Annotated in this window: 16 protein-coding genes; 12 read left to right on the plus strand and 4 right to left on the minus strand. The window is 34.0% G+C overall.

Translation table 11 applies throughout. The features are described from left to right. Positions 1–18: 18 nt before the first annotated feature. The 4 genes from EV145_RS04590 to rpiA all read right to left on the minus strand — a co-directional run bounded on the left by EV145_RS04590 (position 19) and on the right by rpiA (position 6,925). Positions 19–1,626, minus strand: a complete 1,608-nt coding sequence (locus EV145_RS04590; protein ID WP_133524044.1) for a glycoside hydrolase family 32 protein — start codon at positions 1,624–1,626, stop codon at positions 19–21. Beyond that, positions 1,589–2,947: a sugar porter family MFS transporter gene (locus tag EV145_RS04595; RefSeq protein WP_035644095.1), complete on the minus strand. Its 1,359-nt coding sequence runs from the start codon at positions 2,945–2,947 to the stop codon at positions 1,589–1,591. Before EV145_RS04595 ends, EV145_RS04590 begins: the two co-directional genes overlap by 38 nt. A gap of 230 nt (positions 2,948–3,177) precedes the next feature. Beyond that, positions 3,178–5,916 (minus strand): substrate-binding domain-containing protein, encoded by a 2,739-nt coding sequence (locus tag EV145_RS04600; protein ID WP_133524045.1) that lies wholly within the window; start codon positions 5,914–5,916, stop codon positions 3,178–3,180. Positions 5,917–6,253: 337 nt separating this feature from the next. Further along, positions 6,254–6,925 (minus strand): ribose-5-phosphate isomerase RpiA, encoded by a 672-nt coding sequence (rpiA, locus tag EV145_RS04605; RefSeq protein ID WP_133524046.1) that lies wholly within the window; start codon positions 6,923–6,925, stop codon positions 6,254–6,256. Between the two features lie 294 nt (positions 6,926–7,219). Between rpiA and EV145_RS04610 the strand changes: the two genes are divergently transcribed. The 12 genes from EV145_RS04610 to fdhD all read left to right on the plus strand — a co-directional run bounded on the left by EV145_RS04610 (position 7,220) and on the right by fdhD (position 17,732). Continuing rightward, positions 7,220–7,693 (plus strand): Dps family protein, encoded by a 474-nt coding sequence (locus EV145_RS04610; protein WP_133524047.1) that lies wholly within the window; start codon positions 7,220–7,222, stop codon positions 7,691–7,693. A 46-nt stretch (positions 7,694–7,739) separates the two neighbouring features. Beyond that, positions 7,740–8,435 (plus strand): LytR/AlgR family response regulator transcription factor, encoded by a 696-nt coding sequence (locus EV145_RS04615; protein ID WP_133524048.1) that lies wholly within the window; start codon positions 7,740–7,742, stop codon positions 8,433–8,435. Between the two features lie 82 nt (positions 8,436–8,517). Next, the gene (locus EV145_RS04620) at positions 8,518–10,725 is read left to right on the plus strand and encodes a hybrid sensor histidine kinase/response regulator (protein WP_133524049.1); all 2,208 of its coding nucleotides are present in this window, start codon (positions 8,518–8,520) and stop codon (positions 10,723–10,725) included. A gap of 421 nt (positions 10,726–11,146) precedes the next feature. Beyond that, on the plus strand, positions 11,147–11,704 hold the full coding sequence (locus tag EV145_RS04625; RefSeq protein ID WP_111289319.1) for a hypothetical protein: 558 nt from the start codon (positions 11,147–11,149) through the stop codon (positions 11,702–11,704). A 50-nt stretch (positions 11,705–11,754) separates the two neighbouring features. Continuing rightward, positions 11,755–12,186: a lipocalin-like domain-containing protein gene (locus tag EV145_RS04630; protein WP_166638405.1), complete on the plus strand. Its 432-nt coding sequence runs from the start codon at positions 11,755–11,757 to the stop codon at positions 12,184–12,186. A gap of 11 nt (positions 12,187–12,197) precedes the next feature. Then, positions 12,198–13,166 (plus strand): NAD(P)H-quinone oxidoreductase, encoded by a 969-nt coding sequence (locus EV145_RS04635; protein ID WP_133524051.1) that lies wholly within the window; start codon positions 12,198–12,200, stop codon positions 13,164–13,166. A gap of 45 nt (positions 13,167–13,211) precedes the next feature. Further along, positions 13,212–13,763, plus strand: a complete 552-nt coding sequence (locus EV145_RS04640; protein ID WP_133524052.1) for an antibiotic biosynthesis monooxygenase — start codon at positions 13,212–13,214, stop codon at positions 13,761–13,763. A 244-nt stretch (positions 13,764–14,007) separates the two neighbouring features. After that, positions 14,008–15,048: a cupin domain-containing protein gene (locus EV145_RS04645; RefSeq protein ID WP_208110891.1), complete on the plus strand. Its 1,041-nt coding sequence runs from the start codon at positions 14,008–14,010 to the stop codon at positions 15,046–15,048. 11 nt (positions 15,049–15,059) lie between these two features. After that, positions 15,060–15,779, plus strand: coding sequence for a YoaK family protein (locus tag EV145_RS04650; protein WP_166638406.1), 720 nt, complete (start codon positions 15,060–15,062; stop codon positions 15,777–15,779). Beyond that, complete coding sequence (locus EV145_RS04655) at positions 15,763–16,215, plus strand: redoxin domain-containing protein (protein WP_133524055.1); 453 nt, start codon at positions 15,763–15,765, stop codon at positions 16,213–16,215. Before EV145_RS04650 ends, EV145_RS04655 begins: the two co-directional genes overlap by 17 nt. Positions 16,216–16,228: 13 nt before the next feature. Further along, complete coding sequence (locus EV145_RS04660) at positions 16,229–16,744, plus strand: DsbA family protein (RefSeq protein WP_133524056.1); 516 nt, start codon at positions 16,229–16,231, stop codon at positions 16,742–16,744. 115 nt (positions 16,745–16,859) lie between these two features. Further along, entirely contained in the window at positions 16,860–17,732 is an 873-nt protein-coding gene (gene fdhD / locus EV145_RS04665) for a formate dehydrogenase accessory sulfurtransferase FdhD (protein WP_133524057.1), read from the plus strand. Positions 17,733–17,750 lie beyond the last annotated feature (18 nt).

Consider the following 17,750-nt stretch of genomic DNA (forward strand, 5'->3'; position numbering starts at 1 on the left):
GAGGTTAGTGGTTTTTAGTTAGTTTATATTTAATTGGTTAATTACGAGGTTATTCAATTCAATTTCCTCCTTTGAAGAAACTGATAGAGATGTAAATGGCTGGTTTGTGAAAAAGATTTCTGTTATAACTTTTTCGCCATTGTTGTAAAATATTTCAATAGAGGTTTTATCTAAAATAATTTTAAAAACACCTTCTTTTTGATTCCCGTTTAAAGCTGCTTTTGTGATCGTTGCTGCAAACTTTTCAGAGAAATCATTTTTTCCAGACTTCGAACGATCTACAAATAAATAATGATCTGAATTATTGATTCCGAAAGTCAAAGACTCACCTTTTTCATTTGAAAGCGTAAAAGTGTACGTGTCTTGTTTTATGTTTTTCAGCTTAAAATCAATAATTGCCTTAGTTAAATCAATTTTCCCTGATCCGGAAATCGAAAGATTGCCTTTTCCTTTTAGGTTTTTCTTTTTTATAGATTTAGAAACATATTTATTGATTTCTTTTACCGGATTACTGATCAGACTATAAGCATTTCCTTTTTTTATCAACTGAATTTCGCGGGCAATTGTAGTGCTGCTTCTCCATGCAAATGTTGGAACATCTTGCGCGTACTCCCAATTAGACATCCAGCCGATAAATAATCGACGTCCGTCAGCACTTGGAACATTATTCCAAGTTACACCAGCATAATTGTCTTTCCCATAATCTATCCAAACAGCCTTTTCCTGTTCTACTCTTTTGGCAAAATTTGGGTCTAATGTAAAAGTAGTTCCATCAAAATCTCCAATAAAATATTGCGTTCCGGAACCTCCATTTACACCTCCTGGATTTAAGCTCTGAATTAAAACCCATTTGGTTTCATTTGACCCTTGTACTTTTATTTCAAAAAAATCTGGACATTCCCAAACACCTCCATGTGCCCCAATATTTTTTCCGAAATCAGATAAATATTCCCAGTTTTTTAAGTCTTTGGATTTATAAAATTGAGAACGGTCCTGTGCTGCTAAAACCATAATCCATTGCTTATTCGTTTCATCCCAAGTTACTTTCGGGTCACGAAAATCTCGAATTCCAGGGTTTTTTATGACAGGATTTCCTTCCTCAAATTTCTGCCATGTAAAACCATTGTCATTCGAAAAAGCAATGTCCTGCTGCTCGACATCAATTTTATTTTCTTTTTCTTTTGTCATATCATGCAGCGTATAAATTGCTACAATTGGAGCCGTTTTCTCCGTTCCTAAACCCGAAGTATTGTTTGAATCTACAACAGCACTTCCTGAAAAAATATATTTATTCTTATCCGGGTAAATCGCGATAGGCAACTCTTCCCATTTAATGAGATCTTTACTAACGGCATGTCCCCAATGCATCGGTCCCCATTTATTTCCATCAGGAAAGTGCTGGTAGAATAAATGATATTTTCCATCTGCATAGAACATTCCGTTAGGATCGTTCATCCAGCCTTTTTTTGGAGTAAAATGAAAATTAGGACGGTACATTTGCTCCTCTGAAGATGCTGATACTGAAACAGCAGTTGTTTGCGCAACAGCCGAATACGGTTTAAGTCCCCCTACTGAGAGGAGTATCGCACTATAAAATGCCAGCGGTAGATGTTTCTTTGATCTCATTTTTTTTGATATTTTTTTTGGTTAGATTTTCACTTAATACTTCTAAAGAAACTCCTTTGGTTTCTGGCATCAGAAAAATTACGAACAGTAATTGCAGCACCATCATCAATGTAAAAATTAAGAATACTACTTCCGGGCCAATTTCTGAAAATAGCATCGGAATTAAAGATGGGATAATTGCTGCCAAAACCCAATGTACTGAACTCCCAAATGCCTGTCCAGAAGCCCGAATGTGATTTGGAAAAATTTCGGAAATAAAAACCCAGATAACTGCCCCTTGGCCAATGGCGTGAGAAGCAATAAATAAGAAAAGGAAAATAGGTACAGATAAGCCTCCCCAATTGAAATAAAAGGCAGCAGAAACCAATCCTAAAGAAATAATATATCCCACAGAACCAATGTACATTAACAACTTTCTTCCTAATTTGTCAATTAATGCTACGCCGATTAAAGTGAATATAAGATTCGTAATTCCGATTCCGATACTACTTAATAAAGCTGTATTTTGTCCTAAACCTGCTTCTTCAAAAATTCTTGGCGCATAATATAAAAAGGCATTGATTCCCGAAAATTGGTTAAAGAATGCAATTAAAAAAGCCAATACTAACGGAAAACGGTATTTCTTCATGAAGATATTTTCATGTTTTGTAACACCATTTTCTCTGGAATCATCCATGATGTCTTTTAGGTCAGCAGACGGATCAATTTGAAACAGAACTTTACGAGCCTCTTCATCTCGGTTTTTAGATAATAACCATCTTGGGCTCTCTGGAATTGTAAGTATAAAAAGAATGTAAATAAAAGAAGGAATAGCCTGCACTCCTATCATCCAACGCCAGGCATTTTCTCCAATATCTTTTAAAAAGTAGTTGGAGATAAATGCAATTAAAATTCCAAGTACAATATTAAACTGATACAGCGCTACTAAACGTCCGCGTTTGTCAGCCGGAGCAATTTCGGAAACATAGGCCGGCGCTGCAATAGTTGAAGCCCCAACACCCAAGCCTCCAATAAATCTGAAAGCAGCAAATACAAATGGATCATTTGCAAAAGCAGCACCAATAGCAGAAAGAAAGTATAAAATTCCTATCCAGAACAGTGTTTTTTTACGACCTATTTTATTGGTTGGAATTCCACCAAAAATGGCACCTACAACTGTTCCCCAAAGTGCCATTGCCATAACAACAGATCCATGAAAAGCATCAGATGAATGCCAAAGAAGCTGTAGCTGTTTATCAGCTCCAGAAATAACTACGGTATCAAAACCGAATAGAAAACCTGCCAGTGCAGCAGTAACAGACCAAATCAATATCTTGTTCATTGTAGATGTATTAAAAACTTGTTGCTAAGATATCCGCAAAAAAAACAACTTATTTTTAATGATGTTACAATTTAATTCTATAAATACTGACAGTTTGATATTTAAATAACAAAAGCCTTATTTACAAGGCTTTAGATAATTTAAAATTTATTTACGAAAACCTTGTAGTTTCGATTTTGTTACATTAGGTTTAAAATTGATACCTAAATTGCATCAATTTTAAACCAATATTAAATGGAAGATTTGTATTCCTTTGGTGAAATTCCAAATTTATTCTTAAAAGCTGTAGAAAAATAGTTGGGAGAAGAGAAACCAAGTGAGTACGCAATTTCAGAAATATTCATATTATTTGACTTTAAAAGCTCTGCCGCCTTCTCCAATTTTACATTATTGATATGGTCACTTATATTAATTCCTATAATTGCTTTTACTTTTCGATACAACTGAACTCTCGAAACTCCGAGTTTATCAGCTAAATCTTCAACAGAGAATTTGGGATTTTCGACGTTTTTCTTAATGATGTCATTCATTTTGGTAATAAAGGATTGTTCCTGATTGCCAAATTTCGACTCAGGTTCAACACGATATATATTATTAGTATAGTAATAACGAAGTTTCTCTCTGTTGAAAAGCAGACTTGATATAGATTGTTTTAAAATAGACAGGCTAAAAGGCTTCGTTAGATACTGATCTACTCCACTTTGCAATCCTTTTAAAACTGATTCTTTATTGCTCTGTGCTGTTAAAATAATAATAGGAATATGTGACGAACGCAAATCTTTTTTCAATTCTTTACTGATTTCGTAACCGTCTTTATCTACCAAATTAATGTCACAAATGATAATATCAGGAACAATTTCCATTGCTTTTTCAATAGCATCGCTTCCGTCAGAAGTATAAATGACATATTCATTAGATAATTTAGCTTTTAAAAATGAAACCAAATCTATATTGTCTTCTATAACCAGAAGTGTATGTTTTTCAGATTCAGAAATTACATTTTTCTCATTCAAATCAGATTCTATATCAAGATTATCTGTAATTAAACTTGGTGTTTCATTTAGTTTTTCAGCTTTATTTATAATTTCAGAAGGCTGTAAATGGCTTACTCCTTTCAATAAGGTAATTAAGAATTCGCTTCCCTGTTTTGATTTCAATTCTATCGTTCCCCGATGTAAGAGCACAAACTCTTTTGAGAGATGAAGTCCAATTCCCGAACTGTTTTTATTATTATTTGAAGCCCTGAAAAAAGGATTAAAAACATTAGATAATTCATTTTCGGGTATTCCGATTCCAGAATCTTTAAAACTGATTTTAACTGTATTATCTTGATTGTCGATAATTGAAATGCTGATTTTTCCGTTATCGGGTGTAAATTTAAAGGCATTAGAAAGCAAATTGAAATACACTTTATCCATCAATCCTCTATCGATAAACAATTCCAAGTTTTTATTTTTGCAAGTAAGCTGAAAATCAATATTTCTTCGGGCAGCTTCGCCTTTAAAATTAGCCATGACTTCATTTGTGAAATCGTAAATTTTTGTATTGGAAGCTCTAAGTGCAAATTTTTGTTCTTCAATCTTCCTGAAATCCAACAATTGATTTATTAATCTGAGCAATCGATTTGAGTTTTTATGAATTAGTTTTACTTCGTCAATCAGTGCTGTACCTTTAATTTTTTCATTTTCAATCAACGACTCTACATAACTCATAATAAGCGTTATGGGTGTTTTAAATTCATGCGAAAGTCCAGTAAAGAAATTCAATTTTGCGTCGTTGCTTCTTTGAGCAATTTGAGCCATTTCCTGAATTTCATTATTCTGATCAATTACGGTTTGATTAATTCTTTCAAGCTGTTTTTTCTTTCTTGAAATAGAAATAGTTGAATAAATACTATAAATCGTCAAACTCAAAATAATCACTAAGAAAAAACTCAGCAACCGAACCAAGTTATTCTGCGAAGCATATTCTCTTTCCTGAACCTTTATCGCTCCCTGTTGTGACTCAATAACTGTTTGCTGTTGATCGACTTTATCCATTTGATTTTCGATAATTTCAGCATTATTCTTATCTATTACAATTGTATTTAGAATATTATTTTTTGCAATTGCTTCTTTATTGTACATTTTTAAAGCCAATTTCAACGCTTCATTTCCTCCTGTCGGATATAGTATTGTACCGTCTAAAACTCCGCTTTTTACCAATTCTATCCCCCCATTTACTGTATTGAGTCCGTCAACACCAATAAATTTGATTTTCTTTTCTAAACCAACAGTTTTGGCAGTTTCCCAGGCACTTAAAGCCATACGATCATTATGAGCAAAAATATATTCGATGTCATGATTTTGTAAAAGAATTGCTTTTAAAGGCACTTTGACTGACTCTTTTTCCCAATCGCCATTTATAGTGTTTTCGATCTTAAAACGCTTATTTTCTTTGATAATCTGATCAAATCCAAGACTACGTTCATATGCTGGTGAAGAACCGTTTGCTCCTGTTATTTCAATGATTTTGCCAGAACCTTTACTGTGAGAGATAATATATCGGGCAGCAATTCTGCCAATTTCGATATTATCAGCTCCAAGATAAGCAGTATAGCTTTCTCCCTCAATTTTTCGATCTACAACAAGAACAGGAATTCCTGCCTTTATTGATTTTTCTACAACTGCAGTCAAAGGTTTAGATTGAATTGGAGAGACAATAATAACATCAACTTTATTAGATATGAATCTTTCAATATCTTCTATCTGTTTCTCGATATTATTATTGGCGTCTTTTATAGTTAAATCGACCTCAGGCCTTAATGAAGCTTCAATTTTCATTGAGCTGTTCATTTGTTTACGCCAATCATCTGTAGTCATAGCCTGAGAAAATCCAACTTTTATTTTATCGCTCAGTTTTTGTTTGCAGGAAATTAAAGTTAATGATGCTAAAAAAAGCAGCAAAATATATTTTACAGTTTGATACATGAAATTATAAGTTTATGTAAATGAAAGTGACTTTCGAAAATACCTTCTTAAACCAGTAACTTGCCAAAATAATTAGGAAGGATTATTTTGTTATGACAAGTAAGAAGTGTGTATATGATTGTAAAGATAAAATTAAACTTTTAAGTTTTAACAATGACACCTCATAATTTTCTCATTATTATAATCAACAAATTTTCTTTGCCAACATTTCAGTAAAGTTCAATGTAAAATCGTGGTAACAGGGTTTTGGAGTTCCCTCCAAAAGTGGCACAGAAATCTAAGGCGGTTTTGTAAAAAAGAAGCTCACATAAAAACTATTAAATTGAATAATTCCGCTTTAATCAAAAATTATGGTTGAATCTCCTTTTCCCATGATAACTTTACTTGTCAGACCGATAAATATTCCATGTCCAACAATTCCATTAATATCATTTAACTTTTTAGATAAAGAAGCAGGATCAGAAATGATGCCAAAATCAGCATCTATAATATTGTTTGCCTGATCTGTTTTAAATGGTCTATCTCCTGCCATCCTAATTTTTCCAATACCATTTAATATTTTAATTTGACTTAAAATATAATTTGAAGCAAATGGAATTACTTCAATTGGGACTTTGAATTTTCCTATTTGTTTTACTTCTTTTGATGAATCCACTATTATAATTTCTTGTTTTGTTAATGAGGCTACAATTTTTTCTCTAAGCAATGCACCCCCACCGCCTTTGATTAAAATTAAGTCAGAGGTAAATTCATCTGCTCCATCAATTGTAATATCTATTGAATTTATCAAATTAATATCAATCAAAGGAATATTTAAAGCCTCAGCAAGTTCTTTAGTTTTATTAGAAGTTGGTACCGCTTTTATTTTTAGGCCATTGCTGACAAGTTTTGCAATTTCTCTTATTGCATAAACAGAGCTTGAACCTGTACCTAATCCCACAATCATATTATCAGTTAGTAATTTAACTGCTTCTTTTGCCGCAAGCTTTTTTTCTTGTTCTAAATTCATGTTTTATAAAATTTGTGAATCTTCAATTAAAAGTAATAGTAAATTCTATTACAAATTTATTTTTTTTAATAAATTCTGTTCTTATACAATACACTAATATTAATTTATGTTTCCAATTTGTCATTAAAAAATACTGGAGTTTTTTAACGTAAAAACTACTTAAAAGGACACCTTCTTCATTTCAACGATTCATTTTGCCTGTTTACCTAAAATCATACTTTTTAAAGAAGTTTTCTAAAGACCTTTACATAAGAAAACAAAGCATTACTGCTTATAACTTAAAAACTTGAAATTATGAAAGCAACCATTGGTATTACAGAAAAAAACACAAACGCTGTTTCTAATGAATTAGCAAAACTGTTAGCAGATGAATTTGTACTTTACACCAAAACCAGAAATGCACACTGGAATGTTACAGGCGATAATTTTCATGCGAATCACATTTTCTTTGAAAATCATTACAAACAACTAGATGAAATCATTGACAGCGTTGCTGAACGTATGCGCAAAATTGGTCACTACGCACCAGCAACCTTAAAGTCCTATCTTGAATTGACGCATCTTACAGAATACAGTGAAAGAACAAACGATGGTTTAGGATTTATGAAAGATCTATTGCAAGACCATGAAAGCATCATTGAATTTATTCGTGGCAACATTACTCCTTTTGCCGATGATTACAAAGATTATGGTTCAAGCGATTTTATTACTGGTTTAATAGAAATTCATGAAGAAATGGCATGGATGATACGCTCTTACTTTAGATAAAATAACAAGGAATAAGTATATTTGTCTAAACCAAAAACCAAATACCATGAAAGCGTTAATTGTTGATGACAATGATATTGCAAGAACTACTTTATCTCATTTGGCAAAACAAATTCCGAATCTTACTGTTGTAAATGAATATTCTAACGCCATTGAAGCGTATCATCATTTACAGGAAAATCAGGTAGATTTAATTTTTTTGGATATTGAAATGCCTGAGATGACAGGAATTGAGCTGACAAAAAATCTCGCAGGGAAAGATATCATCATCATTTTTACCTCTTCTAAAAAAGAATATGCGCTGGAGGCATTTGAATTGAATATCGCAGATTATATTCTAAAACCAGTTACTCCTGCCCGATTTTTACAGGCAGTAAGTAAAGCGCAGTCTATAATTGAAAGCCGAAAAGAAAATGTGCAATTTGGCAAAGAAGAATTCTTATTCGTCAGAGATTCGAATATTACAAGACGCTTAAAACTGGATGATATTTTTTATGCAGAAGCAATGGGCGATTATGTAAAGTTTTATACTAAAGAAAAAATGTTTGCCATCCACGGTAAAATGAAAACTGCTGAAGAACGACTGCCAAAAGATGATTTCATTAGAGTACATCGTTCCTATATCGTTTCTATTGGTAAAATCGATACTTTACAAGATGGCGGTATTATGATTAATAAAAAATTTATTCCTGTTGCAGATGCCTACAGAAAAGCACTTAACACAAGAATGAATGTATTTTAAATATCATTTTGTTTTCGATGCTGAGAAATTAGAATTCTGTCTTATTGAATTAAGATAGTACAATTTCATATACACTTATTTTATGATAAATACGTCTACCGTAATGGGTAACAAACGCTTTAGTTATTTTATAATTAGCAGTTTTATTTTATGCAGTATATTATTGATTGCTGTACAAATTAATTCGGCTCAAAATACTAAAGAACTCATACGAAATAATAATACCCTTTTAAACGAATTGCGTTCCAGCAATCATTTAAGAGAAATTGACCGCGATATTTTGGGTGTCGAAAGCAGAATTCGAGCTTCGATCGCTACTAATGACACTACACATTTAGAAGGAATCGATCAAAAGATCAGGCAGATTAGAAATTTTCTCGATTCCCTTTCTGTGGATAATGCCGATCCTGAAGAGGAAAAGTTAATACAAAGACTCAGAGTTTTGGCTCAGGATAAAATGGTCACAAAAGGAAAACTCCTGCATCGTTTTGATTCTTTAGGAAATATGGATGATGATAGCTCAATTGCTAATCCTAGAGCCAGAATAATTTCTAATGAGATTACCGATATTACAGCAAAGATTTACCATAAGCGTCAATTGCGCATGGTAGAGTTGCGAAATCTAAGTGTGGAAATGGGTCAAAGAGCAAAACTTTACGACATCTCCTTATTAGTTTTACTAGTTTTGAGTGGTGCCGTTATAGGGTATCATATTATGCGCCAATTTAGAAGACAACATTTTCTGATTAAAGAATTGGATATTGCAGAAAAAAAAGCATCGATCGCCGCTCAGACCAAAGAAAATTTTCTGGCTAATATGAGTCATGAAATCAGAACGCCGCTTAGTGGTATTTTAGGTTTCACCAATTTATTACAAAAAAGGCCTTTGGATGAAACTTCCGCAGAATTTGTGAATTCTATTCAGCGTTCGGGCGAAAATTTAATGACCATTATTAATGACATACTCGATTTATCTAAAATTGAGGCTGGAATGATGCGTATTACGCCTGGAATATTCAGCATCAACGGATTATTGGATTCGGTTGAAACGCTTTTTTCAGAACGTGTAAAAGAAAAAAAATTAACCATCTCCAGTAAAGTCGATACTTCGATCCCTGATACTTTAATTGGTGATGCCACGAGATTAACTCAAATATTAGTAAACCTCATTGGAAATGCCATAAAATTTACCCATCAGGGATCTGTAAACATTGAGGTCCATAACAAACTACAACATGAAGACAAGATCATTGTAGGCTTTAAAATTACGGACACGGGAATTGGAATTGATAAAGAAAAGCTAAATGAAGTCTTTGAAAGATTCAATCAAGGTGAAGACTCCACAACTCGAAATTACGGTGGGACTGGCCTAGGATTATCAATAGTAAAAAAACTGATTTTATTGCAAAACGGTGATATTGAAGTAAAAAGTGAACAAGGAAAAGGAACAACCTTTAGCTTTTATATTCCGTATGATATTGCTAAAGAACAGCTCAATTCTAAACCTATTGCCAATATTAACCACTTTAAAGATATCTCAAATACCGCTTTGAGAGTTTTAGTTGTAGATGACAACGCGATCAATCAAAGTTTAATGAAACATTTGCTTTCTCAATGGAATGTTGATTTTGAAATGGCTTCTAACGGTTTGGAAGCAGTAGAATATTTAAGCAAAAAAGATTGTGATCTTGTATTAATGGATTTACAGATGCCTCAAATGGATGGATATACGGCTGTTCAGCAAATTAGAGAAATCTTAAAACTAGATATTCCCATAATTGCCATGACGGCACATGCCCTGCCTGGCGAAAGAGAAAGATGTTTGAGCCGAGGAATGAACGAATACATTTCAAAACCTATAAAAGAGGAAGAACTTTTTAAACTGATTGCTGCTTTTGGACTGAAAGAATCAAATTCCGAAGAAACAAACGTTATACAATCTGATCCTGTTTTTCAACATATTGATCTTTCGTATATGCAATCTGTAAGCGCTGGCAATAAAGCGTTTGAACAAACTGTCACCAAACAGTTTATTGACAATGTGCCACTACATTTGGAACAGCTTATGACGGCTTATCAAAATCAAGATTTTAAAATGGTGAAACTTAGAGCACATGACTTACAATCAAGTGCTGCTATAATGGGACTATTGCCTCTTTTAGAAGAAAAACTTGATATTCTTGAATTGGCTACAGAACAAAATGCAACTTTACATCAAATTTTAAATGATGTCGAAAAGATTTTGAACTCGTCTCTCTTAGAAGCTAAAGTTTTTTTAGAATCACTGTGAAATAAATAAGACAAGAGCTCGTTTTAAATTCAAGAAAAACCATCTTACTATATATTATTCAATTGAAAGACTGTCTGTAAAAGGCGGTCTTTTTTGTTTTTTTTCATTTTAAAATATAGCTGTATAAAATGCCCATTTAAATAATCATACATTAATGATTGCAGGCGTAATTATCGTTGTGTCCCAGTGGTTGAAACCACTGGCTATGTTTACCCATATTGAGATGATTTTTCGTTCCAATTTTAAAACATAGCCCGAGGTTTCAACCTCGGGAAACGTATTAAATACAGATCTATGATAACAACAAACGATTGATTTCGCTCTTTAAACGAGTGTTTTTGCCCATTCGATGAATAGTGGAATGCTACACGAATGTAAGGCGGTAAATTTACTTCAGTTAAACATTTAAAACCAAGAAATCATGGAAATCATCCAAACCAAAGAAAACGCATTATCACATTCAGCAGTAACTGCAGTTATTAATGCTCCAATTGAAAAAGTAAATATTGCAGACTGGCTTTTAAATCTTCCTGATGCAGAATACCAACGTTGTTCCACTCAGCATATTGGTGCAGGAATTACCAGCACCTATGAAGGCGAACCTATGTCTATTAATGTAGAAACAATTGGCGATGCTTTAATGGTACAGCATTATGTGGCAACAGTTCATCGTCCAGATTATTGCCGTATGCTGTCTATCTCAGATTCTATTACTAAAAACGGACGTACTAAAGTTCAGGTTTTATGGGAACTTAAAGTAACCAAAATTGATGAAAATACTTGCCTTTACACCAATGAGATTCATGCAACTGCAACACCAGAAATGTTTGAATACTTAAAAGAACATGGAGTAGATCTAGCTGGCGCTGCTGCTTCAAGACAAGCTGCTTCTGATGCACACAATCATGAGGAAACTCCTAACTTTGCTAAAAGCATAGAAAACAAAGCATTAACTGGAAAATACAATCAGCCTTTTTAATAGTATAGAAATCGAGCGCACCAATGTGCGCTCTTATTATTTTGAGTATTATGAAAAATAATTTGTTTGAAATACTAATCGGCTCTTGGACATTAGTTGAATTGATTGAAGTACCTTTAAGGGATGGAAAAATTACAAATCCGATGGGAACCAAACCAAAAGGCATTATTATTTATAACAGCGACGGCTATATGTCGGCACAAATAATGAATACTGATTTTGAACATTCTGATACCAAAGACAGTACCTCTTATCTCGCCTATTCTGGTCCCTTCAAAACTGATGATGAAAAACAAATAGTCAGCCATACCATGTCTGTTTCACTTTTTGAAAATTGGAGAAATGAGACACAAAACAGAAAAGTTCTTTTTAAAGATGGATTGCTTCATTTAGAAACAGAGAAACCATTTATAAGCAATTCACGTTGGGTCATTCATAAACTCACTTGGAAAAGAACAGAACAATTAAACAAAAACCATTAATCGCAAACCAAATGAAAGCAATAGTTATAACTCAATTTGGAGCTCCAGATGTACTTAAACTGCAGGAATATCCAACTCCAGAAGTAAGCGGAGACAAAGTATTAATAGAAGTTAAAGCAGCAGGTTTAAACCGCTCTGATATCTTCCAGCGTGAAGGGAATTATCCTGCACCAGCTGGAATTTCATCTGAAATTCCAGGTTTGGAAGTTTCAGGAATTGTAGTCGAATGCGGACCAGATGTTACCGATTTAAAAATTGGTGATAAAGTCTGTGCTATTCTCGCTGGCAGTGGTTATGCAGAATATGTAAGCGTTCGGGAAGGTCAATGTCTGCCAATTCCAGCTGGACTGACTTTTGCTGAAGCAGCAAGTTTGCCTGAAACGGTTTTTACTGTATGGTCAAATGTTTTTCAGAGAGGAAACCTAAAATCTGGTGAAACTCTTTTGATTCACGGCGGCAACAGTGGCATTGGCATTACGGGAATCCAAATTGCCCATTCTCTTGGCATTCGTATAATTGTAACAGTAGGATCTGATGAAAAAGGTCAAAAATGTCTCGATCTTGGCGCTGCATCATATATTAATTACAAAACCCAAGATTTTGAAACCGTTTTGCAGGAAGAAGGAGTCGATGTCATTTTAGATATGATTGGCGGTAATTACCTGAGTAAAAATGTAAATATCCTAAAACCCGAAGGCAGATTAGTTCATATTAATGCCGTAAGCGGCAGTCATGTAGATCTTGATATTTGGAAAGTAATGATTAAACGTTTAACAATTACCGGAAGCACCTTAAGAAGCCGAGACTATGATTTTAAAAAACAGCTAGCCAAAGAAGTGCAAAAAAACGTCTGGCCATTAATCGAGTCAAAACAATTCAAACCGATTATTTTTAAAACCTTTCCTTTCACCGAAGCTCCTGATGCACATCGATTATTAGAAGATGGCAGTCATACGGGCAAAATTATTTTAGTTCGATAATTAGTCCGAATAAACCTTAAACCTCAACCAAAAATAAATAGTAATATGGAAAATCAAGGCGCATCTGTTGTTATTACGCACCATATTTTGGATGGAAAAGAACAGGAATATGAAAAATGGCTGGATGAAATTGTTCCCATTACCAAACACTCCAATGGTTTTATCGATTTGCAGATCGTACGGCCAATTCTGCATTTAACGTTTGTTTACACGGTTATTATCCGATTTGACACTATTGAAAACCTTAAATACTGGATGGAATCGGAAGACCGTAAAATGCTCATTAAAAAAGCAAATCCATTATTCAGAAAAAATGACAACTACCAGATAAAATCAGGTTTGGATTTTCTTTTTAATGCAAAAAACGAAGGAAACAAAGTTCCTGTTCGCTGGAAACAATTTCTTGTAACATGGTCTGCTATTTATCCATTGTCCCTTTTAATTCCTTTATTGGCACTCCCCTTTTTGAGATTTTTGAAAGTACCGTCAAATCATTATTTTGATGGATTAATAATTTCGGGCATCATAGTCTTTTTAATGGTATTTGTTGTAATGCCCAATTATACCAAACTGATCAAAAAATGGCTTTATAAATAATTAAAACTTCCCTCATTATAAAATCAAAAATCACTGTAGTTTGCAGTGATTTTTTTGGTTTAAACTCTAAAGAAACAAATCCTCTATAATCAGAAAGCTTCAAATTATTCCTAAAGTTTCTCTTACTAAATTCAACGACTCATTTTGCCCATTTAACGAATTCAAACTATACTCAGCATATATCTTCAATAGCTTTACAATAGAATTAAAAACCAATACAATTAATCATCAAAAAGCTATTATTATGACTACCGAATTATTAAGTTTCAAATACGAACTAGAAAAAAAAGAACCACGCACCAATGACGGCGGTACAACAAGAGGAGCTTCCGTAAAAGATTTTCCAGCTTCTATTGGCATCGCAGGAGTTTCAATGCGACTACAGCCGGGAAGTATGCGCGAATTACACTGGCACGCAAATGCAGCAGAATGGGCTTATGTTATTTCAGGAACGGTTCGCACCACGATTATTCATCCAAATGGTAAAAGCTACACTGATAATTTTGAACCAGGCGATGTTTGGTATTTTCCAAAAGGATACGGACATTCAATTCAAGCAACAGGAACAGAAGAATGCCATTTTATTCTAATCTTTGATAATGGTAATTTTTCCGAAGATCACACTTTCAGCGTTACCGATTTTGTATCCTGCATGCCACCAGAAATTGTTGCTCAAAACTTGGGAATTACTTTGGAAGAAGTAGCCGCATTACCTCAAAAAGAAGCCTATTTTGCAGCCGGGATTGTTCCTGACGAATTATCATTTACTGCCGCTTCCCGACCTGAAGAATCAGATATTGAATTGACCAATTTACACCGTTATCCCTTGCATTCTCAACAACCTAGAATAATTCCAGGTGGCGGTTTGCAAAGATTGGTAACAAGCAAAGAATTTCCTATCAGTACCACAATGGCGGGATCTATTATAGAATTACAGCCAGGCGCTTTAAGAGAAATGCATTGGCATCCCAATGCTGATGAATGGCAATATTATATTTCTGGTCAAGCCGAAATGTCTGTTTTCTTAGCAGAAAGCACAGTCGTTACCGAACAATTCAACGCTGGAGATGTCGGTTATGTGCCAATGGGTGCAGGACATTACATTAAAAATACTGGAAATACCGTTTGTAAAATCTTAATTGGATTTAATAGTGGCACCTATCAGTCTATTGATTTAAGCGAATGGCTTGCAGGAAATCCAAAAGATGTCGTGGTAACGAATTTTGGTTTGGAAGAAGGCGAAATTGAAAAATTTCCTAAAAGCAAACTGTTTATTCAACCGTAATCATAAGTATTGTGGATGCCAAAACACAGTTCATAGATTCGTCTGAACAAACTAGATCGCAGGAGAAACTAGCCATATTTTTAGCCTTTATTGCAGGCTTTCTTGATGCTGCCGGTTTCCTGAAATGGAAAGTATATGTCTCTTTTATAAGCGGAAACAGCACACAATTGGGAATCGCTTTATCCAGTGGCAAACTCAATGTACTTCTTTCGTCTTTAACGGTAATTGGCTGTTTTGTTTTCGGAATATATGCTGGAACCTGCATTTCGTTGTGGAGAGAATCCAAAATTCAGACACTGCCATTTTATATCGTTTCAGGCATATTGATTGTCTATACAATGGCATCCAATTATTATACGATAAACAACGGATTGTCGATACCTATCATTCTATTTTCAACTGGTGTTATGAATACCATTGTAACGTCTGTTGGAAGTCAAAAAATAAATACCGATTTCGTGACGGGAACTTTGAATAGTCTGGCTAGAAATACAGCCATGTTAAGTCTTTCCCGCAATAAAAACAGTCGGAAGTTTTATAAACTCAATGCTATACGGCTTTTACTATTATGGATTGGCTTTTTACTAGGGGCATCTGTCGTACCAATTATACTTCCGTTATTCAAAAATTGGACGCTTATTTTGCCTGCTTTATTACTACTTGCTTGTGCATTGTTACTGCCGATTACTGACTTTAACCTTAAAAATAAATCTTATGTTGAAGAAAAATGACGTTGCGCCAGATTTTACCTTATTTGCAACACCCGATCAAAAAATCACTTTATCAGAATTTAAAGGAAAAAACGTGATTTTAGCTTTTTATCCTGCCGACTGGAGTCCAGTTTGCAGCGACCAAATGGCACTTTACAACGAAATGCAGAAATATTTCAATAAATATGATGCTACAATTTTCGGTATTTCTGTAGATAGTAAATGGTGTCACATGGCCTTTTCTCAATCAAGAAATCTGCATTTTCCTTTACTGGCTGATTTTGAACCAAAAGGAGACACTTCAAAAAAATATGGCGTATACAATGAGAAAGAAGGTGAATGCAATCGTGCCCTTTTTGTAATTGACAAAGAAGGAATTATACAATGGAGTTATCTCTCGCCAATGGCTATAAACCCAGGAGCAGATGGAATTCTTGAAGCTTTAGAAAAACTATAAAAACCAATCAATTATGTCACTAAAACCATCGGTCAGTAAAACTGATCATATACAAGGAAAAAAAGATGCTGATATAGTAATCGTAGAATACGGAGATTATCAATGTCCCTATTGCGGTGCAGCTTATCCTATTCTTAAAGAAATGATGACGAAATACGGCAAACAGATAAAATTTATTTTTAGAAATTTTCCGTTATCAGAAATGCATCAATACGCCCGTCCTGCCGCAATTGCGGCAGAAGCCGCAGCATTGCAGGGAAAGTTCTGGGAAATGCATGATGCCATCTACGAAAATCAGAGAATTCTAAGTGAACCTTTTTTATTAGAATTAGTAGAAAAATTGGAGCTAGACCCACATCAATTCAATGTGGATATTAAAAAATCTGAACTTGCCGCAAAAGTAGATTCCGATTTTGAAAGCGGTATTTTAAGCGGTGTAAATGGCACACCTTCTTTTTTTGTCAATGGTAGAAAATTTAACGCAGGCGCAGAAGATCTCTTGCAACTGATGAGTGAAATCGTGAAATAAATAGTTCAAAAATTAAATCTAAAAATCGAATAGTATGCTCTCAATTAATGAATGAAATTATATTTTTTGAATCTATTTTTAATTAAATTTACGTAACAACTTCAATTACAATATCATGGAAATAAATTATACGGAATTAGTTTCCATCAAGCACGTAAGTGTTCAAAGAATAGAAAATAACGGAACCTCATCGTTTTTAGATACGCTTTCTGTTGAAGAACCTCTTGAAATCAGGCTTTCTTACAGTCCTAATTCAGAGAGAATTCAAAAGAACATTTCGGTTACCATGCGAACTCCTGGCAATGATGTTGATCTTGCGATTGGTTTTCTGTTTACAGAAGGAATTATTGCTTCTTTTGAAGATATTCAAGATGCTTTTGCAATAAAAATGAATTGCTTGTCACAAAAACAAAACATTGTTCAGGTTGATCTTAAAGAAGGTTTTACTCCAAATTTGATGCAGACAGATCGAAATTTCTATACGACTTCAAGTTGTGGCGTATGCGGAAAAAGTTCGATTCAATCTATAAAAACGGTAAGCCCATTTGGAAATTTGATGAGATCGCAGATCCAGATTCATGCATCTGTTTTTTATCAATTACCCGAAAAATTAAGAATTGCTCAAAGCGATTTTGAATCCACTGGCGGTCTTCATGCCTCAGGGCTTTTTAATACTCAAGGCGATTTGATTCTTTTAACTGAAGATGTTGGAAGGCATAACGCATTAGACAAATTGATTGGAAGATCTCTTGCAAATCAATCGCTGCCATTAAATGAACATATTTTGCTTCTAAGCGGAAGAGCCAGTTTTGAGTTAATCCAAAAAGCAGCAATGGCGGGAATTTCTATTATTGCTTCTATTGGCGCTCCATCCAGTTTGGCCGTAGAACTAGCGACAGAGTTTAATATTACACTTTTAGGATTTCTAAAAGAAAACCGATTGAATATATACAACTCATCGGAACAAACCGTAATCCTAACACAATAGCCATTAAACCATAATACA

The organism is Flavobacterium sp. 245, assembly GCF_004362055.1.
In the GTDB taxonomy this organism is placed as follows: domain Bacteria; phylum Bacteroidota; class Bacteroidia; order Flavobacteriales; family Flavobacteriaceae; genus Flavobacterium.